The organism is Lactobacillus sp., assembly GCF_051893255.1.
GTDB lineage: Bacteria > Bacillota > Bacilli > Lactobacillales > Lactobacillaceae > Lactobacillus.
The window spans coordinates 18,951-40,003 of sequence record NZ_JBJFHB010000034.1; the positions used below are offsets into that span (position 1 = coordinate 18,951).

Annotated in this window: 6 protein-coding genes; all 6 read right to left on the reverse strand. The window is 46.8% G+C overall.

Going from position 1 to position 21,053, the window contains the following annotated elements; all coding sequences use genetic code 11:
• Positions 1–73: 73 nt before the first annotated feature.
• Positions 74–1,681: a SpaH/EbpB family LPXTG-anchored major pilin gene (locus ACI4WN_RS03185; RefSeq protein ID WP_439776934.1), complete on the reverse strand. Its 1,608-nt coding sequence runs from the start codon at positions 1,679–1,681 to the stop codon at positions 74–76.
• A 408-nt stretch (positions 1,682–2,089) separates the two neighbouring features.
• A complete protein-coding gene (locus ACI4WN_RS03190) occupies positions 2,090–3,709 on the reverse strand; it encodes a SpaH/EbpB family LPXTG-anchored major pilin (RefSeq protein ID WP_439776935.1) in 1,620 nt (539 codons plus the stop codon).
• A gap of 228 nt (positions 3,710–3,937) precedes the next feature.
• Entirely contained in the window at positions 3,938–8,176 is a 4,239-nt protein-coding gene (locus tag ACI4WN_RS03195) for a SpaA isopeptide-forming pilin-related protein (protein ID WP_439776936.1), read from the reverse strand.
• A gap of 236 nt (positions 8,177–8,412) precedes the next feature.
• Complete coding sequence (locus ACI4WN_RS03200) at positions 8,413–12,903, reverse strand: SpaA isopeptide-forming pilin-related protein (RefSeq protein ID WP_439776937.1); 4,491 nt, start codon at positions 12,901–12,903, stop codon at positions 8,413–8,415.
• A gap of 243 nt (positions 12,904–13,146) precedes the next feature.
• On the reverse strand, positions 13,147–17,412 hold the full coding sequence (locus ACI4WN_RS03205) for a SpaA isopeptide-forming pilin-related protein (protein ID WP_439776938.1): 4,266 nt from the start codon (positions 17,410–17,412) through the stop codon (positions 13,147–13,149).
• A gap of 235 nt (positions 17,413–17,647) precedes the next feature.
• Positions 17,648–20,050: a phosphoketolase family protein gene (locus ACI4WN_RS03210; protein WP_439776939.1), complete on the reverse strand. Its 2,403-nt coding sequence runs from the start codon at positions 20,048–20,050 to the stop codon at positions 17,648–17,650.
• Between the last annotated feature and the right edge of the window lie 1,003 nt (positions 20,051–21,053).

The window sequence follows — 21,053 nt, forward strand, 5'->3', positions numbered from 1 at the left end:
AGCCGGAGCTTTCACGCTTTTAGTGATTTTAGTTGAGATTAATTACTTGGTATTTTGTATTTGATCTAGCTCATTAAGCTTGACGACGCTTCTTGATTTCGAAAGCACCGAAGCCTGCAAGGCTCAGACCTAAGATTGCGAAGATTGCTGAACCGATACCACCAGTCATTGGCAGGTTAGGAGTCTTGTTGTTCAAGATAGTAGTTCCTTCAACCTTAGTCAAGGTTACATCAGTTGGGTCTTCGTAGTATGACTTAGCGCTAACAGTTACTTCAGTAGTAGCGTTGTCTGGAAGGTTGTAGCCTTCTGGAGCCTTAGTTTCCTTTACAACGTACTTGCTTGAAGCCTTGCTGTTGTCTTGGCCCTTTTCGCCGTAGCTCAGACCTTGGATTTCGAATGAACCGTCGTCGCCTGAAACCATAACAACATCCTTGCCAGTTTCAACATCTTTGAACTTGCCAGTTGCAATTGCGTCTGCGTTAAGCTTGCGCATTTCGTCAGTCCACTTAACAGCAGTCTTGCCATCTGCTTCGTACAGTGCGAATTCAGCACCCTTCAGAGTCTTGCCACTAACAGCGTCCTTCTTTACGAAGCGTACACCACCAGTGTGGACTTCAGTCTTGTCGGATTCTGGGTTGCCGTTAAGCTTACCGTTGTTTTCGTAGTGCAGGTTGACCTTGTTGTCGATTTGCTTACCAGAAACAGCCTTTTCGTTGATCTTAGTAGTAAATTCAACTTCTACAAATGGCTTAGAGTCAGTGTTTTCCTTGATGTCTTGGATTTCTGAAGCACTTGGAGTTTGGCCGTTGGCCTTTTGGTAAGCAGCTGCTGCCTTCTTCTTACCGGCAGCAGTCAAAGCAACCTTAAGGGTACCATTGTTATCAGCTGGTGCAGTAACCGTGTAATCAGTAGTTGCTTCTAAAGTTTGAGTACCAACAGTTACCTTTACCTTACCAACGTAGTCCAAAGCCTTGTCTAAAGTATCTTCAAATTCGTAAGTCTTGTAGTCAGCAATATCGGCTGGGATCGTACCCTTCAGGTACCACTTAACTTCGTCACCAACCTTGGCGCCGGCGTCGTTGTTACCAAGTTCGTTAACGTCCTTACCAGGGGTTGGAGTAGTAACCTTGTTCTTTGGGTAAACGTTCATCGTCTTAGCGTAGCCCTTGCCGGATACGTAAGATGGAACTTCGAGCAAGAATGGAGCAGTATCAAATGAGCCCTCAGTCTTGGTTACTTCGACGTAGTAGTACTTGCCGTAGTTGTCTGATGATACAGTTTGTTCTGCCAAACCATTTTCATCAGTAGTTACCGTACCAGTAGTCTTGTACTTAGCTTCCAACTGTTCAAGACTCATGCCTGAAAGACTAGCAGCGGTTGCATCATCTTCAACCTTGAACCACTTGAAGACAACGCCTGACATTGGGGCAATGTCGTCGTTATCAGTTAAGCCAAGCAAGCCCTTAATGTCGCTAGCAGACTTTTCAGCAAAGTCTTGGTTTTGCTTAGTCTTGCCTGAAAGATCACTAGTAGTCTTGTACTTGTGAATAGCAACCTTTACTTCACTAGGCTTGTCACTAGTATAGTTGCTGTCAGTAGTATCTGCTTGAACAACGCCGGTGGCAACTGGCATCAATAAGCCGAAGGCTGCCATTAAAGTAGCGATTTTTCCTCTTTTCATAACGCTTCTCCCGATTCTTTTAAATAACACATCAAGAGCTCATGCCCTTGTCCTTCAAACAACAGCCAGATAATGATGGAATTTATCTGACATTTCCGCATTAGCTGGCTGAATAAATGAACAAGTTGGATCTACCCCGAGGGGCCTGAGCCAGTTAAGCTTCTGATTACGGCTTTGATATATCTCTATCTCCCCGTATCTATATTAGATTGTACGCTACGCTGTTAAGAAAATCAATATGATATCATAACTTTTCCTATATGGATTTTGTAATAAGCAAAAACGGTAAGAATGTTGTATTTTCACCGTTTTGCGCGTTTTTGTCTATAGATATTTACTTTTAACTATTAATTCTTAACTTAAAATTTTATTTCTTGCGGTCTTATGCAATCCTATACAGGTATAGAATTATGCCTTCCGTCTCTTGATTTGGTAGAAAGCGAAAGCAAACAGCGTCAGACCGGCAATTAAGAATAAGGCTGATCCGATTCCACCGGTCATTGGCAGGCTTGGAGTCTTATTGTTCAAGATCTCTACCGGCGGCGTGTAGTTATAGCACAAGCCGTCTGGATCAGTCATCTTGCTGAAGCTGGTGTAATAAGACGTACTGTTAACTGTCACAGTGGTCTTGGGGTCATCTGGCAGGCTGTAGCCTTCTGGGGCCTTAACTTCTTTCACGACATAGTTAGTCTTGGCCACATCGTTCTTTTGGCCGCTTTCGCCATACTTCAGGCCCAGGATTTCAAAGGCCCCCTCGTCGTTTGACACCATCTTAACGATTTTACCTACACCCTGGTCTAAGAACTTGGAGTTGGCATCAGTCTTATTGTTCAGCTCAATCATTTCCTGCGTCCAGGTTACTGGCGTCACGCCGTCAGCTTGGTAGAGCTCAAAGACGGCGCCTGCCAGCTTTTTACCGGTCAGGGCATCTTTTTTCACAAAGCGGAGACCACCAGTGTGGACTTCTGGGACGTCGGATTCTGGCTTGCCGGTTAGATTGCCGCCATTGTCAAAGGTCAAAGTGGTCTTGTTTGGGATTTCCTGACCCATGTAGGCATTGTGGTTGACCACCGTTTGGAATTCCACTTCGACAAAAGGATTGTCATCGCTGTTTTTAGCAATATCCTTGATCGCTTCGGCACTCGGGCTCTGGCCAGCTACTTGGTAGGCTTCAGACGCCTTCGCCATCCCGGCCTGGGTTAAGGCCACCTTCAAGGTCTTGTCGCTAGCAGTTGGCGCCGTCACCGTGTAGTCGGTCCCAGCCGTTAAGGTCTTTGAACCAATCCGCACCACCGGCGTGAAGTCACCATCATAGGTCAGGGCTGAGTCCAAGGTATCTGAGAACTCGTAAGTCTTGTAGCTAGCGATATCAGCTGGAATGGTCCCCTTGAGGAACCACTTAACCTTGCTGCCAACGTCAACTGAGCAGTCATTGTTGCCCAGGCGCTCGACGTCCTTACCCGGCGTTGGCGTGGTCACCTTGTTTTTCGGGTAGACATTCATCTCTTTAGCGTAGCCCTTGCCGGAAACGTAACTAGGCACGTCAATCAGAAATGGTGCCGTTTCAAAAGATGCTTCGGTCTTGGTCAGTTCGACAAAGTAGTACTTGCCATAGTTCGCCTCTTTGATGGTGACTGAAGCTAAATCATCGTCATCAGTGGTGACTTTGCCATTTTCTGAATACTTTTTCTCAAGTTCGGCAACTGACAGCTTGGTCAAGGAGTCTAGCTTGGCATCGCTGTCCACTTTGAAGTATTCAAACTGAACGCCGGACATAGGCCCTAAGTCATCGCTAGAGCCCAGCCCCAAGGCCGTCTTTAAATCATCAGTAGATAGGTCGCCGAAGTCACTGTTTTGGACAGTTTTGCCAGTTAAATCGCTGGTTGTTTTATACTTGTGCAGCTTGACGGTGACTTCGCTTGGCTTATCCTCTTGGTAATTAGACGCTGCCTGGACATGGCTGCCAGCAAAAAGCTGCATCCCTAGACCTAGGACAGCCAGCAATGTAGCAAATTTCCCTCTCTTCATGGTCTTTTACCACTTTCTTTTTACCCATTAGCTCTATTACTAAACAGATTAAATTCTTATATATCTTTCTCTATTAAAATTGTATAAATAAAGTGTTGTAAATTCAATATATTTTCATAAGTTTAGATATATGAATTTCCCAATAAAAAAAGCGGCTAAAACCGCGTTAGTTCGCAATTCTAGTCGCTTTTTGGCAATAATTTAGTAATTAGGATCAAAATGGCTGTCTTATTTGTCTTCTTTACCCTTGCGGCTGAAGTAGAAACCGGCGGCAATGCCGGCAAAACCGACAATTAAGAACAAGGCCATCCAGCTGGAACCAGTCTTTGGCAGGACAATGTCGCGGCGGTTGTAAACCGTGATTTGCTTCGAAAGCGGATTGTAGCTAGCCGTTACTGCATGCGGCGTGGAATCGATGCGGTAGCCGCTTAGTGCTTCCGTTTCAACAGCATAGTAGGTTTGGCTGTCATTCAACCCGTAGAACTGAACTACCCCATCTTTACTATTGGCTTCGTAGTCACTAGCAGAGCTGTAGCCAGATTCTCCAGGTGCTAGGACCTTACCATCCTTGATGCGGAGGAATCTCCCAGCTGCGGCATTAGCCTCGCTATCAGCCAGCTTAAACTTAACACCAGTTAAGTTTTCACCAGTTAGAGTAGCCTTCTTCAAGATCCGGACACCTGCGTCCTTCATCACGACGCCAACCCGCTCTGGCTCTACTGGCAAGAGCTTGTTAGCCGTAATAGCGAAGGAATTCCAAGCAGCCCGCTGCTTTTCCGCTATGCTTTGGTCAAAAAGCTGTTCTAATTGACTAGTAGTCAATTCATTTCTCTTTGGTGCCTGCATGGTGAATTCTAGAGTAGCCGTTTGCCCGGTCTTGACTGAACTGCTGCCTGACGTGATCAAGAAGGAGTGGATCTTGGACCAGTCCGTGACTTGATCTGCCGTCAGCCAAGTTGGCTTTTCCGCATTTTGATCAGTCAGCTTAGTAGCCCCGCTTGGCCAAGTGATGGAGTCATTCAAGTCAGCCCGGCTTGGATTTTTAGCAGTGGAATACTTAATCGTGGCCCCGTTCAGCCCATCTAAGCTGATTGGACCAGTCAATTTCATTTCAAACTGGCTGCCGCGGCTGACATTGTCAGTAATGCCCAAGTCGCCAACGTTTGGCAAGACATCCATCAAGGTCAGCTGGTCAATTTGTTGACCAGCCGTGATCTGCAGCTTGTATTTGACTGAACCGCCTGGCGTCGTATGAGCCATTTGCCCGTAGTCATCATCCTCATCGCCCTTGACGAACTTGTGGATCTTGACTTCGTCATAAGTAGACAGCCGGTAGCTGTTTGAATTGGTTACGACTTGCTTGTAGTTAGAATCACTCCCCATCAAGGATTGGACTTGCAAGTAGATTTCGCCGTTCTTAACTTCGTTTTCTTGCTTGTCTTTGATGATCTCGTAGCCGCTTGGCGCAGTCAGTTGGCCAGTGTAAGAACCACCATAGGCGTTAATCGTTACGCTATCAGACACATCGCCAATATCAACATTGGCCTCCCCGCGTAGGTGGTAGCCCGGCTTAAGGTTGGTCCCGTCGCCAAGCAGGAATTTAATTCCCTGCCGGCCAGTAACATTAACTGCTCCGCCCTTTACATAGTGGGAATAGCCATAATCATAGGCTTCATTGCCATTAGACAGGGAAATTTGCTTTTCTTCACCGGTCTTGTCATTCACCAGGTAGAGCTTGTAGTCTGGATTGGATGCTAGACTAACGTTCTTAGGCAGCAGGATGACAAAAGCCACCTTGGACTTCATATCGGCCTGGGAACTGGTCACATTGTAGAAGTTGGCCACAACCCGGTTGCTAGAGTTTTTATCAATCGTCCCGTTACCGGCAGCAGCATGCTTTTGAAAGGCAACGTCGATTCGGCCAACTGGCATGGTGGTCCCTAGCGCGATAACCTGCAATTCCCGGGGACCAGTCAAGCTATAGTATGAACCAGTACTGCTGTTGTAGGCGTTGGTCTTTGCTTCGTGAGAATACTTGGTACCATCCTTAGCAACCACCCAGTACTTGGTGCCGACTTTGATCCGGCCAGTAAAGCCTTTTTCTACGCCAGCGTGAAAAAGTACTTCCCCGTTAGTCTTACCGCTGATGACTTCAGAAGCATCTTCATGCTGGATGGAAACATCCATGCTAAGAACTCGATCATCATCAGTTAGTCCGAAGTAAGAAACTGGGATGTATTTGCCTAAAATAGTCGTGAACTTGCTTACCGTTCTAGTAGCGCCGGTCTTGATATTTTTTACCTGCATGGTAACCAAGTGTCCCGGCACACTATTCGTTGGATACGGCAGGCTAGAAGGCTGTCCAGCCTTTGACGGCTGGTAGAGTCTCAGTCTTGGCGTTTCCAGGTAGATGTGCTTCAAGATCAGGTGCTCACTCAGGTCATAGTGAACGACCGACTTTTGCAGACCTGTCTTCACCAGTTGCGGAAGGATCTTATTGTTAAAGTCATACTGTGAAATCCGAGTCCGGTCATTCTTATAAGTCGTAGCATTCCCTTCGGTGGAGCTAACGATCAGAGATTTGTAAGTCAAGCTAGCCGTGTCATATACAGTTGTCAAAACTTGATTGCCACCATAATTGCCTTCGCCATCTTTTGGTCCCATAAAGGTTGGCAGGTAAAGGTCACCGCCATCTTCGATGTAACCAGGCACTACTTCACCAATTACCCCGGTAGCCTCGGCATGAGCAGTGACGGCATTCCCGGATAGACTTTGCCCGTCAATATCGATTTTGTTCACAACGCGTTCATTGTTTGACCAGGTATAAGTTGGCGACGTGTAGATAATGAAGGAGTGAGACACCAGCGGCATCCCGCTATCCAGGTTGCTCTTTTGCTCTTCAATACTTGGGGTATCCATTTCAAAAGTGGCAGATCTAAGAGTTTTACTGAAATAGGTGCCGACCTTGGTCAAGGTATCATCATCGATGCCGTAGAATTCCCCATCTTGCATGCTGTCCACAATCTTGAGCTTCTGGTTAGGGTCAAGGAAGTTTAGCCCATCTTGAGCGTCCAGCGAGAAGGAAACTCTCCAAGCTAATACGTCCTTTTTACCTGGAGCCGTGTTGGGCTGGGCATTTTTCGCCCCTAAAAAGGTCTTAGTGACAACCAGCGGCGTACTTGCAGTAACTTCCGTACTGCCAGACGCTTCTTTTTCAAAGCCAGTAGCATCTTTAAACTGTCCCTGCAAAACGGCTTTGGTGCCGTTAGCCAGATAGCCGTTGTCGGTTCTGACTGACATCTTGAAGCTGTAGGCCTGCCCAGCCTGCAAGGCATCCTTGTCCTTGAAGGTGTAAGTCACCTTGCCATCGGCTACAGTCGGCGTAACGCCATTGATCGATGGCAACAAGCTAGTCGAGATGTGCAAATGGTCACTTGCCGTGTCTTTTAAAGAAAAAGTCAGCGTGGTTGGCCAGCGGCTGGCTTCATCATAGCGAGAGCCAGACACCTTGAAGTTTACAGTGTACAAGGCAGTTTGCCCTGACTTAACCTGTTCTGAGTCTGGACTGATCACCAAATCAACGTTGGCATCACTAGTAACGGCCTCATTGGCAGCAGCCAGTTGGCTTCTCAGCATCCGGGCCGTAAAAGGCAATTTTGGTGAAACTGCAACTGACTTAGAAGCCTCAACTGTGTTCTTTTTAGTTGAAGACTTTTCTTCGCTAGTTTCTTTAGTCTCTTCCTTTGTGCTGTCTTCTTTTTTACTTGAAGCTGGGCTAGCACTGGAACCTTCACTAGCTTCGCTCTTATTTACAGTACTGCTTTGCTTTGCTTCACTTGCCTTTGAAGTCTCAGTGCTTTGCACTGCATCCCCGCTAGCACTCTCGGCAGTAGAAGATGAACTAGTATCTTCACTCTTCACTGCTTTTTCTTCAGCAATTTCAACTACCGCACTGACTGGGTAGCTAGTGTAGTCCTGGTCGCTATCCTTGTAAGTGGCAACTAGCTGACCGTTAGCCTCTTTAACCCCTTTTAAGGCAAATTTGATCTCAGTTTGACCGACATTAAAGTGGAGCAGCAAATAGCTAGTTTCGTCTTCTTTTTTCAGTTCAACCAAACTAGCTGGATCCAGCTTCTTCAAGTCATCTTCACCTTTGTCCAGCACTTCCTTGTTGGCCTTAACCGTATCCTCTTTTTCAAAAGCAAAAAGCACAGGCAAAGCAATCTTCACGTCGCTCGCCTGGTCTTTTTCTTTTCTCTTCAAAGTTAAGACAGTTGTCTCGCCGGCCTTGACCTTGAGCTGGTCCTTAACATCCTTACCGGATAATTGTTTATCTTCTTGGTAAAAGGTCAGCTGGTCAGTTACTTGGCTGTCAGCTGCCTTGACTTGGGTTAGCGGCACTAGTAGCTGAAAGATCAGCAATAGCGCAGCCATAATGGTCTTTGATTTTTTCAAAATCTGCATCATATTCAGATCTCCCGTTGCAAATTAATAATTCTCTGTCAAAAAGCTTTATTAATTGCACCTTCCATCTAGATGCCGATCCGTTCGCTTATTTTTATTTAGTGATAAAAATATAGTTATCTTGTCCGACTAATATTTTACCACTTTTATGACTTATTAGCTAGCTTGATTAATAAAATAATAGTCATATTTTTATCACAAAGAAAAAGCTACTCAACAGAGTAGCTTTGACAAAATGATTAATTTTGCTCTTTCTTTTTTCGACTAAAGTAGAAGCCGGCGAGGATCCCACTGATTCCGACAATCAGGAACAGGGCCATCCAGCTGGAACCCGTCTTTGGCAAGATCACATCACGGTGGTTGTAAACCGTAATTTCCTTGCTACTTGGCTTGTAGCTGGCAACCACTGCATGCGGCGTAGAGTCTAGCCGGTAGCCAGTCAAGGCTTCCGTTTCAACAGCGTAGTAGGTCTTACCATCAGTCAAGCCGTGGAATTGGACGACGCCATCTTTACTGGTGGCTTCGTAATCACTAGCAGAACCATAACCAGAGTCAGTTGGGGCTAGCACCTTGCCATCCTTAATGCGGAGAAACTTACCAGCCTTGGCATTAGCTTCAGAATCAGCCAACTTAAACTTAACCCCAGTTAGGTTTTCATTAGTCAGGTTAGCCTTCTTCAAGATGCGGACACCTGAATCATTCATGACAACCCCAACTCTTTCCGGTTCAACCGGCATCAAGTTGTTGGCCGTTACGGCAAAAGAGTTCCAAGCAGCCCGCTTGTTTTCAGCGAGGCTTTGGTCCAAAACCGTGTCCTGTTGACTTTGAGTCAGATCGTCAATCTTTGAGGCTTGCATGGTAAAGTCCAAAGTTGCGGTTTGGGCGGTCTTGATGGTGCCCGTGCCCGACGTGATCAGGAAGGAGTGGATCTTAGACCAGTCGGTCACTTGGTCAGCTGTCAGCCAAGTCGGTGTCTCAGCATTTTTATCAACAAGTTTCGTGCCGCCATTTGGCCAAGTGATGGAGTTGTTCAAAACGCTCCGGCTTGGGTTAGTAGCGGTTGAGTACTTGATAGTTGCACCGGACAATCCTGACACGTTGATTGGACCAGTCAAAACTGGCGTGAACTTGCTTTCCCGGTCAACGTTATCAGTGATGCCGTAGTCGCCCACGCTTGGCAAGACATCCATCAAGGTCAGCTTGTCAATTTGCTGGCCAGCCGTGATCTGCAGCTTGTACTTAACAGATCCGCCTGGCGTCGTATGCGCCATTTGGCCGTAGTCAGAGTCTTCGCTGCCCTTGACGGACTTCTTGATCTTGACTTGGTCGTAGGTTGACAGCTTGTAGGTGGCGGTGTTCTTCACGGCATACTTAAGGTTGCCATCGCCAAGGAGGGACTTAACTTGCTTGTAGATTTGCCCGTTATCGACTTCACTTTCTTCCTTGTCTTTGAGGACTTCATAACCAGTTGGAACGGTCAATTGGAAGCTGTAAGAACCACCATATGCTTGAAGAGTTTGGTCACCTGAAACATTACCAACCTCAACATCAGCTTCAGCTCGTAAGTGGTAACCAGGTGGAAGATTTATGGCATTGTTATTTGCATCTTTCATGTTGTAAACAAACTTGAAGAATTCCTGACCCGTATTTACGTCAGCACTGCCTTTAACATGATAACCGTAGCCATAGTGGGTTGCCCAGTTTCCCCCTGTTAAGGATATCTCTTTCTCTTCACCAGTTTTATCGTTTACCAAATACATCTTGTAATTCGGATTCGATGCTGCCGAAACTCCTTTTGGCAAAAGCACACCAAAGACTGCTGGCACTTTCATATCGGCTTGGGAACTAGTGTCATTGTAGAAGTTGACTTCTACCCGGTTAGGTTTATTCTTCTCGATTGTCCCCTTGCCTTCAGGAGCATCCTTTTGGAAGGCAGTCTCAATTCTGGCAACAGGAAGCGTGTTGTCCGGTTTGATAACTCTCAGGGTACGTGGGCCAATTTTATGATATGGATTGGTTGACTCACGAGTATACATCGTCCCATCAGCCATCACGGTTGTCAGTTTATTGGTAACCACAGCATCGCCGACAAAACCTTTTTCAACGCCACCACGCAGCCAGACAACTGACATCGTCCGCGCGTCAATTAATTCCTCTGGGTTCTCGTGTTGGATACTAAAATCAGCACTAATCAAACGCTCGTCTTCAGTTGCCCCAAAGTATGAAAGTGGCCAGTAATTTTGGTCAATATTCATGTACTTGCTCTTAAGCGTTCTGGTTGCACCAGTTTTCATATTTTTAACTGTCAGAGTAATTAAGACACCTGGCCGAACTGAAGCCGGTTGTTCTGGTATAGGATTATTCGGATCCGTGGTATAGATCTGATATCCAGGCGTTCTAAGTTGAATGGTCTTAATAATAATATGTGGATCGATATCATAGTGAACAATCTTTTTGCGTAAGCCATTATTGACCTCCGGTTCCATTATTTTATTGTTGAAGTATTCACCTTTTGTGTAATATACATTTACCCACCTTGGCAACCAGCCTGTTCTAACCTGTTCTCTAACATACTGTCCCTGAATATCTTTAACATAGTTTCCGGAGCTGTCATATTGCTTGATTGTCATATCATCATCAGCACCAGGGTAGAAGTCAGTGTAGTACTGTAAGGATGCGGTATCATACACAGTTGTCAGTGGACTAACAGAGGAATTGCCTTCACCATCTAATGGTCCCATAAAGTTTGGAACCAGATATTTACCATTTGAATTCCCATTCGATCCAATTGCTACTCCGAGTTGTGCTATAGCATTTGCAGTAGCAGAGTGAGTTTCCCCCTGCAGGTTTTGGGCGTTAATAGTTGCCGTATTGCTTACCTTATCGCCTTGCCAAGATCCATTCGGCTTGGTGTAGACAATAAAAGATTTGCTAAAAATGGGCATTTTTGGCCATCCCGGCACTGTTGGAGCATCAAGACTCGTCTTCTGTTCTTCAAGCGTTGGCGCAGTTAACTCAAAAGTTGCCGTTTCACCAGAAATACTTTTTACAGAAAATGTATCATCCGCCACAATTTTAGAAACAGAGCCGCCAATAATCGTGTCAACAATCTGAATCTTTTTGCTTGGGTCTAAAAAGTTAAGACCTCTACTTCTGTTTGGAACCGATACTGAGATTCTCCAAGCCAGTGTATCGTTGGCACCTGGAGCCGTGTTTGGCTTAGCACTTTCAGTGGTTACAAAAGACTTGGTGATTGAGACATTAGTTGTTGCACTAATTTTGGCATTGCCAGTAACGGATTTTTGGTAGCCGGTCGCATCTTTAAAAGTACCAACCACATCAACTGGCGTGTTGTTGTTCAAGTATCCATTGTCCGTCTTCACGGCCAGCTTCATGGCGTAAGCCTGCCCAGCGCGGAGTTCGTCCTTACTGTTGAAGGTGTAAACAAGCTTGTCGTTCGTGGCAACTGGCTTGATCCCATCAATGGTCGGCACCGTGTCAGTGTTGAAGTAGAGGTGGCCGTTAGCAGTGTCCTTCAGGCTAAAAGTCAAAGTCGCTGGCCAGCGGTTGGCCTCGTCATACTTAGAACCGGAAACCTTGAAGTTAACCGTGTAAAGCACCGTATCCCCAGAAGCAACCGCAGTTGTGCCATTATCGGCATTCACCGTCAAATCAACATTGGCATCGCTAGTTACCGCAGAGCTTGACGTTGACGCAGCCAGCATCCGGGTTCTAAAAGCTAGTTTTGGCACATTAACTACTGGTGAAGCTGAAGAGGCTGGTACATTGGTCTCGGTGTCAGCCGGCTTTTTATCTTCACTTACGCCAGTGCTAGTCGAAGCTGACTTACTAGTGCTATTTTCACTTGCAGCTTGCACAGCTTCTTCTTTTTGGCTTGAAGCAGAGCTAGAACTTTCGCTAGCTTCAGAACTGCTTTGTGCACTCGCTTCTTTTTCACTCGATGATGATAAGGAAGCTGAAGACGCAGCACTAGATGATGAACTAGCACTTGCGGAAGATGAACTTGCACTAGAGCTGCTTTCTGCACTGCTTTGGCTAGCAGACTCTTCAGTAGACTTTTCAGAGATTTGTGAATCTGAGCTAGCACTGCTGGAACTTGCAGAAGATGCATCCCCGTCAGCGCTGCTAGTAGCAGAAGATTCACTAGTTTTTTCTGACTTAGCTGCCTTTTCGTTAGTGATCTCCACCACCGCACTCACCGGGTAGCTAGTGTAGTCCTGCTCACCCTCTTTGTAAGCCGCAATCAGCTGACCGCTGCCTTCTTTCACACCTTTCAGCGCAAACTTAATCTCAGCTTGCCCGGCATTAAAGTGGAAAAGCAGATAACTAGTCTCGTCCTCTTTTTTCAGCTCAACCAAACTAGTGGCATCCAGCTGCTTCAGATCCTCGCTGCCCTTCTCCAGCAGTTCCTGGTTAGCCTTGACCGTATCGTCTTTTTCAAAAGCAAAAAGTTCAGGCAGCGCAACTTTCACGTCACTCGCCTGGGCCTTATCTTTTCGCTTCAAAGTCAAGGTGGTAGTATCTCCTGCCTTAACCTTCAGCTTGTCCTCAACATCTTTCCCTGATAAAGGCTGATCCTTTTGATAAAAAGTCAGCTGATCAGTCACCTGATTATCTACAGCCTTTACTTGTGTAAGCGGCACTAGTAGCTGAAAGATCAGCAATAGCGCAGCCATAATGGTCTTTGATTTTTTCAAAATCTGCATCATATTTAGATCTCCCGTTGCAAATTAATAATCCACGCGCCCTATAAGGGCTTTATTAATTGCATCTTTCCATCTAGATGCCGATCCGTTCACCTATTCTTATCAAATGATAAAAATATAGTTATCTTGTTCAGCTCCATTTTACCACTATTTTATCTTATTAACCAGTCTGATTTAGCATATTAGTCATATTTTTATTACAAAGAAAAAAGCACTATTCTTCTGAACAGTACTTTTGTAATTAAGCTAATTTTGCTCTTTCTTCTTTCTACTGAAGTAAAAGCCGGCGAGGATACCACTGATCCCGACGATCAGGAAGAGGGCCATCCAACTAGAACCCGTCTTTGGCAAGACGATGTCACGGTGGTTGTAAACCGTGATTTCCTTGTTGTTTGGCGTGTAGCTGGCGACAACCGCGTGCGGCGTGGAATCGACACGGTAGCCAGATAAAGCCTCAGTTTCCACAGCGTAGTAGGTCTGGCCATTCTTAAGACCAGTAAAGAGCAATTGCCCATTTGCATCACTCTTTAAGACATAGTCTTGACCAGATGAGTAGTTAGAATCACTTGGCGTGACTACTTTGCCGTCTACCTGGCGCAGGAATCTGCCTGCTTTAGCATTGGCTTCACTGTCAGCCAACTTGAATTCTACCCCTGATAAAGTCTGTCCGCTCACGGCATCCTTCTTGATGATCGTTGCGGAGGCATCCTGTAAGACTACCCCTACTCTGGCTGGTTCTACTGGAAGCAGGTTGTTGGTCGTTAACGCGAAGCTGTTCCAAGCTGCCCGAGTCTTTTCATCCGTGTTTGGATTAAGCAGGGTCTGCAATTGACTTGCTGTTAGGTCTGTCCGCTTTGGCGCCTGCATGCTAAACTCAATAGTCGTAGTCTGGCCTGCTTTGATCAACTGCCCGCTCTTCAAGCTGATTGTGAAGGAACGGATCTTGGACCAGTCAGTTACTTGACTTGCCGTCAGCCAGGTCGGCGTTTCAGCCCCGGCTGGATCCTGCAGCTTTTGCGCCCCGACTGGCCAATTGGTCACTGAGTTGTTCAAGAGCTGCCTGCTTGGCTTGCTGGCGGTTGAGTACTTGATCTCCAAGTTGGAATTGCTCAAGGTAATTGGGCCAGTCAAAACAGGAGTAAATTTGCTTTCCCGGTCAACGTTGTCGGTAATGCCCAAATCACCAACTGACGGCAAAACATCCAGCAAAGTCAGCTTGCTGATGGCCTGGCCATCAGTGTTGCTGAACTTGAGCCGGTATGAGATCTGCCCGCCAAGGCTGGCATGAGCCAGACTGGAGTAACTGGAGTCCAAGTCGCCCTTGACTTCTTTTTCCGTCTTCAAATTGTCATAGTTTGACAGACTGTATGACTGCTTGCTGGCTACGGCCACCTTCAAGTTCCCATCCCCAAAGAGATCAGAAACTTCTCTGTAAGCTTGGCCATCGCTGACATCATTGCTATTTTTGTCCGTGATCAAGTTGTAACCAGTTGGGGCATACATTTGCCCGCTGTACGAAGCCCCATAAGCCTGCAAAGTTACAGGACTAGCAACATCGCCAATATTGACGTTAAATTCGCCGCGCAGGTGATAGCCCGGCTGCAGACCACCTTGGCCTTCACCCATAACAAACTTGACGTACTGCTGGCCAGTATCAACGCTGGGCTTGTTTTTCAAGGTCTGCTTGTAATTACCGAGCCCAACCCAGTTACCGGCGGTTGTTCCCCGCTCAAGCAAGGTCTCCTGGCCGGTTCTGTCGTTGACCAGGTACATCTTGACATCGCTGTTGGCACTGTCAAGCGTGACCCCTTTTGGCAAAAGAACAGACAAAACCGTTGGGGACCTCGTTGCGATAGGCGAATTGGTCACGTTGTAAAAGTCCGCAACAACTCGGTTGGAAGAATTCTTTTGAATGACCGTGTCCCCGTCCAGCGCATGCTGGGTAAACGAAACATCGGTTCGGCCAATTGGGATCGAGCTGGACTTTTCAATGACTTGAATAGACCGCGGGCCAATTGGGCTAAATTCCCCATTAGCCGTCTTTTGATTGGTCGCTGAGTAGTGGACATACTTAGTCCCATCCTTGGCCACAATATAAGCTTGAGTAGTTACCGTAGCCTTGCCAACATAGCCTTCCTCAACACCGCCTCGCATGAAAACTGCTCCGGCAGTTCTAGCATCAATCATTTTGTTGGCATCTTCGTACTGAATGCTGAAATCAGCGGCAACCAGACGTTCATTTTCGTTAACGCCAAAGTACGACAATGGCAACTGGCCATTTTGAGTCACGTACTTAGTAATCGTTCTGAGGCTACCAGTCTCCATATTCCTAAGATACAACGTCGCCATTGTCCCTGGAGCGGTACCACTTGGATAGCTAGTAGAGCCCTGCGAAACGTAAAGCTGCAGCCATGGCGTAGAAAATTCCAAAGTCTTGATGATGACATGGGAATCGATATCATAGTGAACTACTGACTTCTGCAGACCAGTGTTAAGCAGGCCATTGATTATTGAACCGTTAAAAGTACCGGAACTGATATTGCTTCTGACTAATCTGCCACTGCTGTTATACTGCTCAGTAGTCGCAATTCCGTCAGTCCCGGTAAAGTACTGGCTGGCATAAAGCAACTTAGCCGTGTCATAGACCGTCGTTAACGCATTCAAGCCCATGTTCCCTTCACCATCTTTAGGTCCATAGAAATTCGGATAAAGAACGTCACCGTTTGAATTTACGTTTCCCGTGATGGTCTGGCCAATCTTGCCAGTAGCGCTACTAGAAACACTAACTACATTATTCTGCAGATTTTTGGCAGTCAATGTGGCAGTATTAGTTATCGGCTCATTGGCATCCCATCTGGGAATCCATCTGGAATTGCTAGGCTTGGTGTAGACAATAAATGACTTTGTCACCAGCGGCTGACCCTTAGCAAGGCTAGCTGCCTGCTCCTCAATAGAAGGCGTCGGCATTTCCCAGGAAATAGTATTGTTGCTAGTACCAAGATAAGTCAAATTACCATCTGGATCCGTAATCCCGGCATAAGTCCCATCTGATAATTGATAGCTGATTTGCAACTTTTGGGTAGGATCCAAGAAGTTGAGCCCACTCCTGCTGGGAATCGATAAACTGATTCGCCAAGCCAAAGTATCATGTCTGCCCGGTGCCGTGTTAGGTGAACTATCTCTTGCCCCCAAGAAAGTCGTACTGATTGAAGCGCTAGTCTTTGCTGCAACCTGGGTATTGCCGCTGGCCTTTACTTCGTAGCCAGTATGGTCCTTAAAGCTGCCTGCAAGTTCAACTGGAGTTCCGTGATTAATGTAACCATTGTCGGTATTGACCGCCAGTTTAAAGGCGTAGGACTGACCAGCCTTGAGGTTGGACTTTTGGAAAGTATAAACGATCTTGCCGTCAGTAACCTTTGGCTTAACCCCAGCCACTTCTGGCAAGACGTCTGTTTTAAGTTTCAAGTGGTTACTAGCATCATCCTTCAAAGAAAAAGATAAGGTGGCTGGCCAGCGGTCAGCTTCATCATAGCGAGAACCAGAGACCTTGAAGTTAATCGTAAACAAGGCTGTGTCGCCTGACCAAACCATATTGGGACTGTCATCTGAAACAATAGTCAGGTCAGCGTTGGCCTTGGTAGTTACTGTCGTACTGGCCAGCAAATTGCTGGTAAACAAGCGCGTGTTGATTGAATTAAAGACTGACTTTGCTTGACTTAAGTTGGCCATCAGTTTATTAGTAGAAGCAGAAACAGCTTTTTCCGGAACAGTTGCGTTAGCAGTCCTAGAACTGTTTTCGCTGGTCTTTGCCTTTTCTGGGCCTTCTCCCCTGCTTGAACTGAATTCTTCTGCACTATTTTGGCTTGCAGTACTTACTGAACTTTCCTTTGCTGACTGCGAACTAGCTGCAGTTTGTGAGCTATGAGAACTTGGCTGCTGTTCTGAAGAACTGCTTACTGAAGAGGACAAAGCAGATGACGCTTTTGCCTCTTCGTTTTCCACTTTGATCACCAGCGGATAGCTAGAATATTCCTTCTCGCCTTCTTGGTAAGTTGCAATCAGCTGGCCGCTGCCAACTTCTTTACCTGTTAGAGTAAACTTTAATTCACTCTGCCCCTGGGCAAAGTGCAGCAAAAGATGCCGGCCTTCTTTTTCAGAAGCGGCTACTTCAGTCACGGCCTCCTCAGCCTTGTCGACCTTTAATTCTTTATTGGCCTTGTCCGTGGCTGTTTTGTCCAAGTCCACCAGGTCTGGCAGACTGACTTTAACTTCCAGGTCGGCCTCATTTTTACTCCGCTTGAGCGTGACCGTTTCCTGGCCACTCAATTTCAAGCTCAAGGGATCATTTTTGTCTTTACCAGTCAGCTCCTTGTCTTTCTGCATAAAGACAAGCTGGTCGCTGACCTCACTGGCGGCCACCCAGCTCACCTCTGCCAGCGGAAGCAGAATAAGCTGCAGAATCAACACTGCAGCTAGCAAAAAAGCTCTGGATTTTTTCATAATCTGCATCATGTTAGGTTCTCCCGTTGCAATTTAATATTTTCCGCACCGATAGGTACTATTAATTGCATCCTTCCATCAAGATGCCAGATCCATTTGCTTATTCTTATTCAATAAGTAAAATAAGAATATAGCTATCTTGTTCAAGGCTTATTCTATCATATTTTTGCCTTTTTAGCTAGCCAAAAGAAAAATGCCGCTCCTTACGGAACGACATTTAATCTTTTGCTTGATTAGCTTTTGCTTCTTACTTGTCTAAGCCAGACCACTTCCAGCCAGTAACTTCTGGAATGTCTTCGCCGTGGTCGCGGATGTAGTCGTGGTGCTTGGCAAGGAGTGAGTCCATCTTGTCGATGAAGTCAGCAGACTTGTCTCTCAAAGCTGGGATTTGTTCAACTGCGTCCTTAGCCAGGTCGAAGCGGTCCAGGTGGTTCAAGACCCGCATGTCAAATGGCGTGGTGATGTCGCCATTTTCTTCGTAGCAGTGGATTGACACATTGTAACGCTTGCGGGCAAACCAGATGGATTCCATCATGGTCTTGTAGCCGTGCCATGCAAAAATAGTTGGAACGTCAGTCGGGAAAAGGCGATCGAATTCTTCTTGAGAGATGGCGTTTGGATTATCCTTTGGTGCCATCAGCTTCATCACGTCAACCACGTTGATGTAGCGAATCTTCAGATCTGGGAAGTTCTGGTGCAGGATGTCAATCGCGGCTAAAGTTTCCATGGTTGGCTCGGTTTCGGTTGAGGCAAAGACAACGTCTGGCTTAGCACCTTTATCAGTTGAAGCCCAGTCAACGTAGCCCAAGCCATTGTTAACCAGCTTAGCTGCTTCTTCAGCCGTGAACCATTGTGGCCGTTCCTGCTTTGACGTTACCAACAGGTTGATGCATTCGCGGTCCTTGAAGGCCTTGTCAGCTACAGCCAGCAAGGTGTTGGTGTCACTTGGCAGGTATTCGTGGATCAGGTCTGGCCGGTTCTTTTCAAAGAGGTGGGTCAGGATGCCCGGATCTTGGTGGGTGTAGCCGTTGTGGTCTTGTTGGAAGACAGTGGACGTTGCCACAAAGTTCAGGGATGGGTAGTCGTGTCTCCAGTATTGTTCCTTAGCCTTTCTCAGCCACTTCATGTGCTGGGTCAGCATGGAGTCAACCACGCGGCCAAAGGCTTCGTAAGTGGCAAAGAAGCCGTGGCGGCCAGTCAAAACGTAGCCTTCCAAGAAGCCTTCGTCTTGGTGTTCTGACAATTGGGAGTCGATGATCCGGCCGTTTGGTGCCAGGTTTTCATCGTTTGGTTCGTGGATTTCACGTTCCCATTGCCGCTTGTCCTTGTCGAGCAGATCAAACAAACGGTTGGACTTAGATTCGTCAGGACCAAAGCCGCGGAAGTTGTCAGGGTTCAGGTCAGCGACCTTGCTCAGGTACTTAGCCCATTCCACCATGTCTTGCGCGTTTTCTTGACCTGGCTTGTCGATCTTCAAGGCAAAGTCGCGCCAGTCTGGCAAGTTCAAGCGCTTTGGCTTGATGCCGCCGTTAGTGATTGGGTTCATGGCCATTCTTTGGTCACCGTGGACGGCGTTGGCCAAAACGAGTTCGGTTGGGTAGCCTTTTTCATCAAAAAGCTCTTCTGGCTTGTAACTTTCCAGCCAGTTGACCAAAAGCTCCTTGTGGTCCATGTGGTGGCGGTCCACTGGAATTGGAATTTGGTGGGCACGGAAGGAGTTTTCAACAGGATTGCCGTCAAGGTCTTCCTTTGGACCAGTCCAGCCCTTTGGGCATTGGAAGATCAAGAGTGGCCAGTGGGCAAAGCTTTCGTCGCCAATTTCGCGGGCGTGCTTTTGAATGGCCTTGATTTCTTCGATGATCTTGTCCAAGGTTTCAGCCATTTCTTGGTGGATTTGTTCGATTGGCTTCATCCCGTCAAAGCGGCCGCCCTTGAAGGTAGATACGATGTAAGGCTTCCAGCCCATGCCTTCAAAGTACTTGGTCAATTCTTCATCGCTCATGCGGGCGGTGATGGTTGGGTTGGAAATCTTGAAGCCGTTGACTTGCAAGATTGGCAAGACCGCACCGTCCTTGACTGGGTTGATGAAGCGGTTGGAGAACCAGCCGGCTGCCAGTGGGCCGGTTTCAGCTTCCCCGTCACCAATTTCAGTTGCGGCGATCACGTCTGGGTTGTCCAAGATGGCACCGGTAGCGTGAGACAGAGAGTAGCCAAGTTCCCCGCCTTCGTGGATGGACCCTGGAGTTTCCGGAGCTGCGTGAGAAGCCACGCCGCCTGGGAAGCTGAAGCGCTTGAACAGCTTGGTCATGCCGGCTTCGTCTTGGGTGATTTCTGGGTAGATTTCGGTGTAAGAACCGTCCAGGTATGAGTTGGAAACCATGACTTGGCCACCGTGACCGGAACCTTCGATGTAGAACATGTTCAGGTTGTACTTTTTAATCACGCGGTTCAAGTGGGCGTAGATAAAGTTTTGTGGTGCAATCGTGCCCCAGTGACCAACTGGCTTAACCTTAACGTCGTCGGCAGTCAGTTCATGTTTCAGCAGCGGGTTCTTCAGCAGGTAAAGTTGGCCAACTGACAAGTAGTTGGCAGCCCGCCACCAGGCGTCAACACTCTTTAAGTAGTCTTGTGAATCATAATTTACAGCCATTTTTGTTTCTCCTTTAAGCACTTGCTCTATTCAGCTATTATCATATCCAGTTTCCGGTGTGATGTCAACCATTTAGACAATTGGTAGGTTCCAATTTAACGATTTTTTTACTTAGTTTAGGGTAGTTTAGTGATGGCGCGGGTTGACGGCCCAAAACGATGTCAATCGATCGGTCGACATGCACAAAATGATGTCAACCGGAGGTGGGGTGATATCATTTTGGGCTAGTTATCTCTGCAGTTGACATCTTTTTGGGCAACACAACACGTTGTTGCTAACAAACTTACTCAAGTAAAAATTCGGCTGCACAATAATTTACTCAACTGGAAGCTTTTTTATAAAATCGTGCTCATGATCTTACTCAACTAGTGGAAATCGTGCTCACAAACTTACTCAAGTAAAAATACTTGAGTAAGTTTCTGAGTTACATTTCTTCAATTTTGTAAACAGTTGAGTAAGTTTCGGGTAGTAGCCACTGTTACTTGAGTAAGTTTCTGTGCATCCCACCCACGACTTGGCTTACCTAGCTCCATTTTTTACGTTTTTCGCCCCCGAGTTGACTCAACCGGACCGAATTTGCCCATTTTTCGCCCCCGTTTTAACTCAACCGGACCGAATTTGCCCATTTTTCGCCCCCGTTTTGACTCAACCGACTCAAATTTCCTCGTTTTTTGCCCCCGAGTTGACTCAACCGGACCGAATTTGCCCGTTTTTAGCCCCCAAGTTGACTCAACCGGCTCCAATTTCCCCATTTTTCGCCCCCGTTTTGACTCAACCGACTTCAATTTTCCCGTTTTTCGCCCCCGAGTTGACTCAACCGGCTCCAATTTCCCCATTTTTCGCCCCCGACTTGACTCAACCAGCTCCAATTTTCCCATTTTTTGCCCCCAAGTTGACTCAACCAAGCCTGGTTGACATACTTCGGGGGCAAATTTCGCCAAAATCCAGACCGGTTGACATACTTTGGGGGCGATTTTTGCCAAAAATCAATCCGGTTGACATA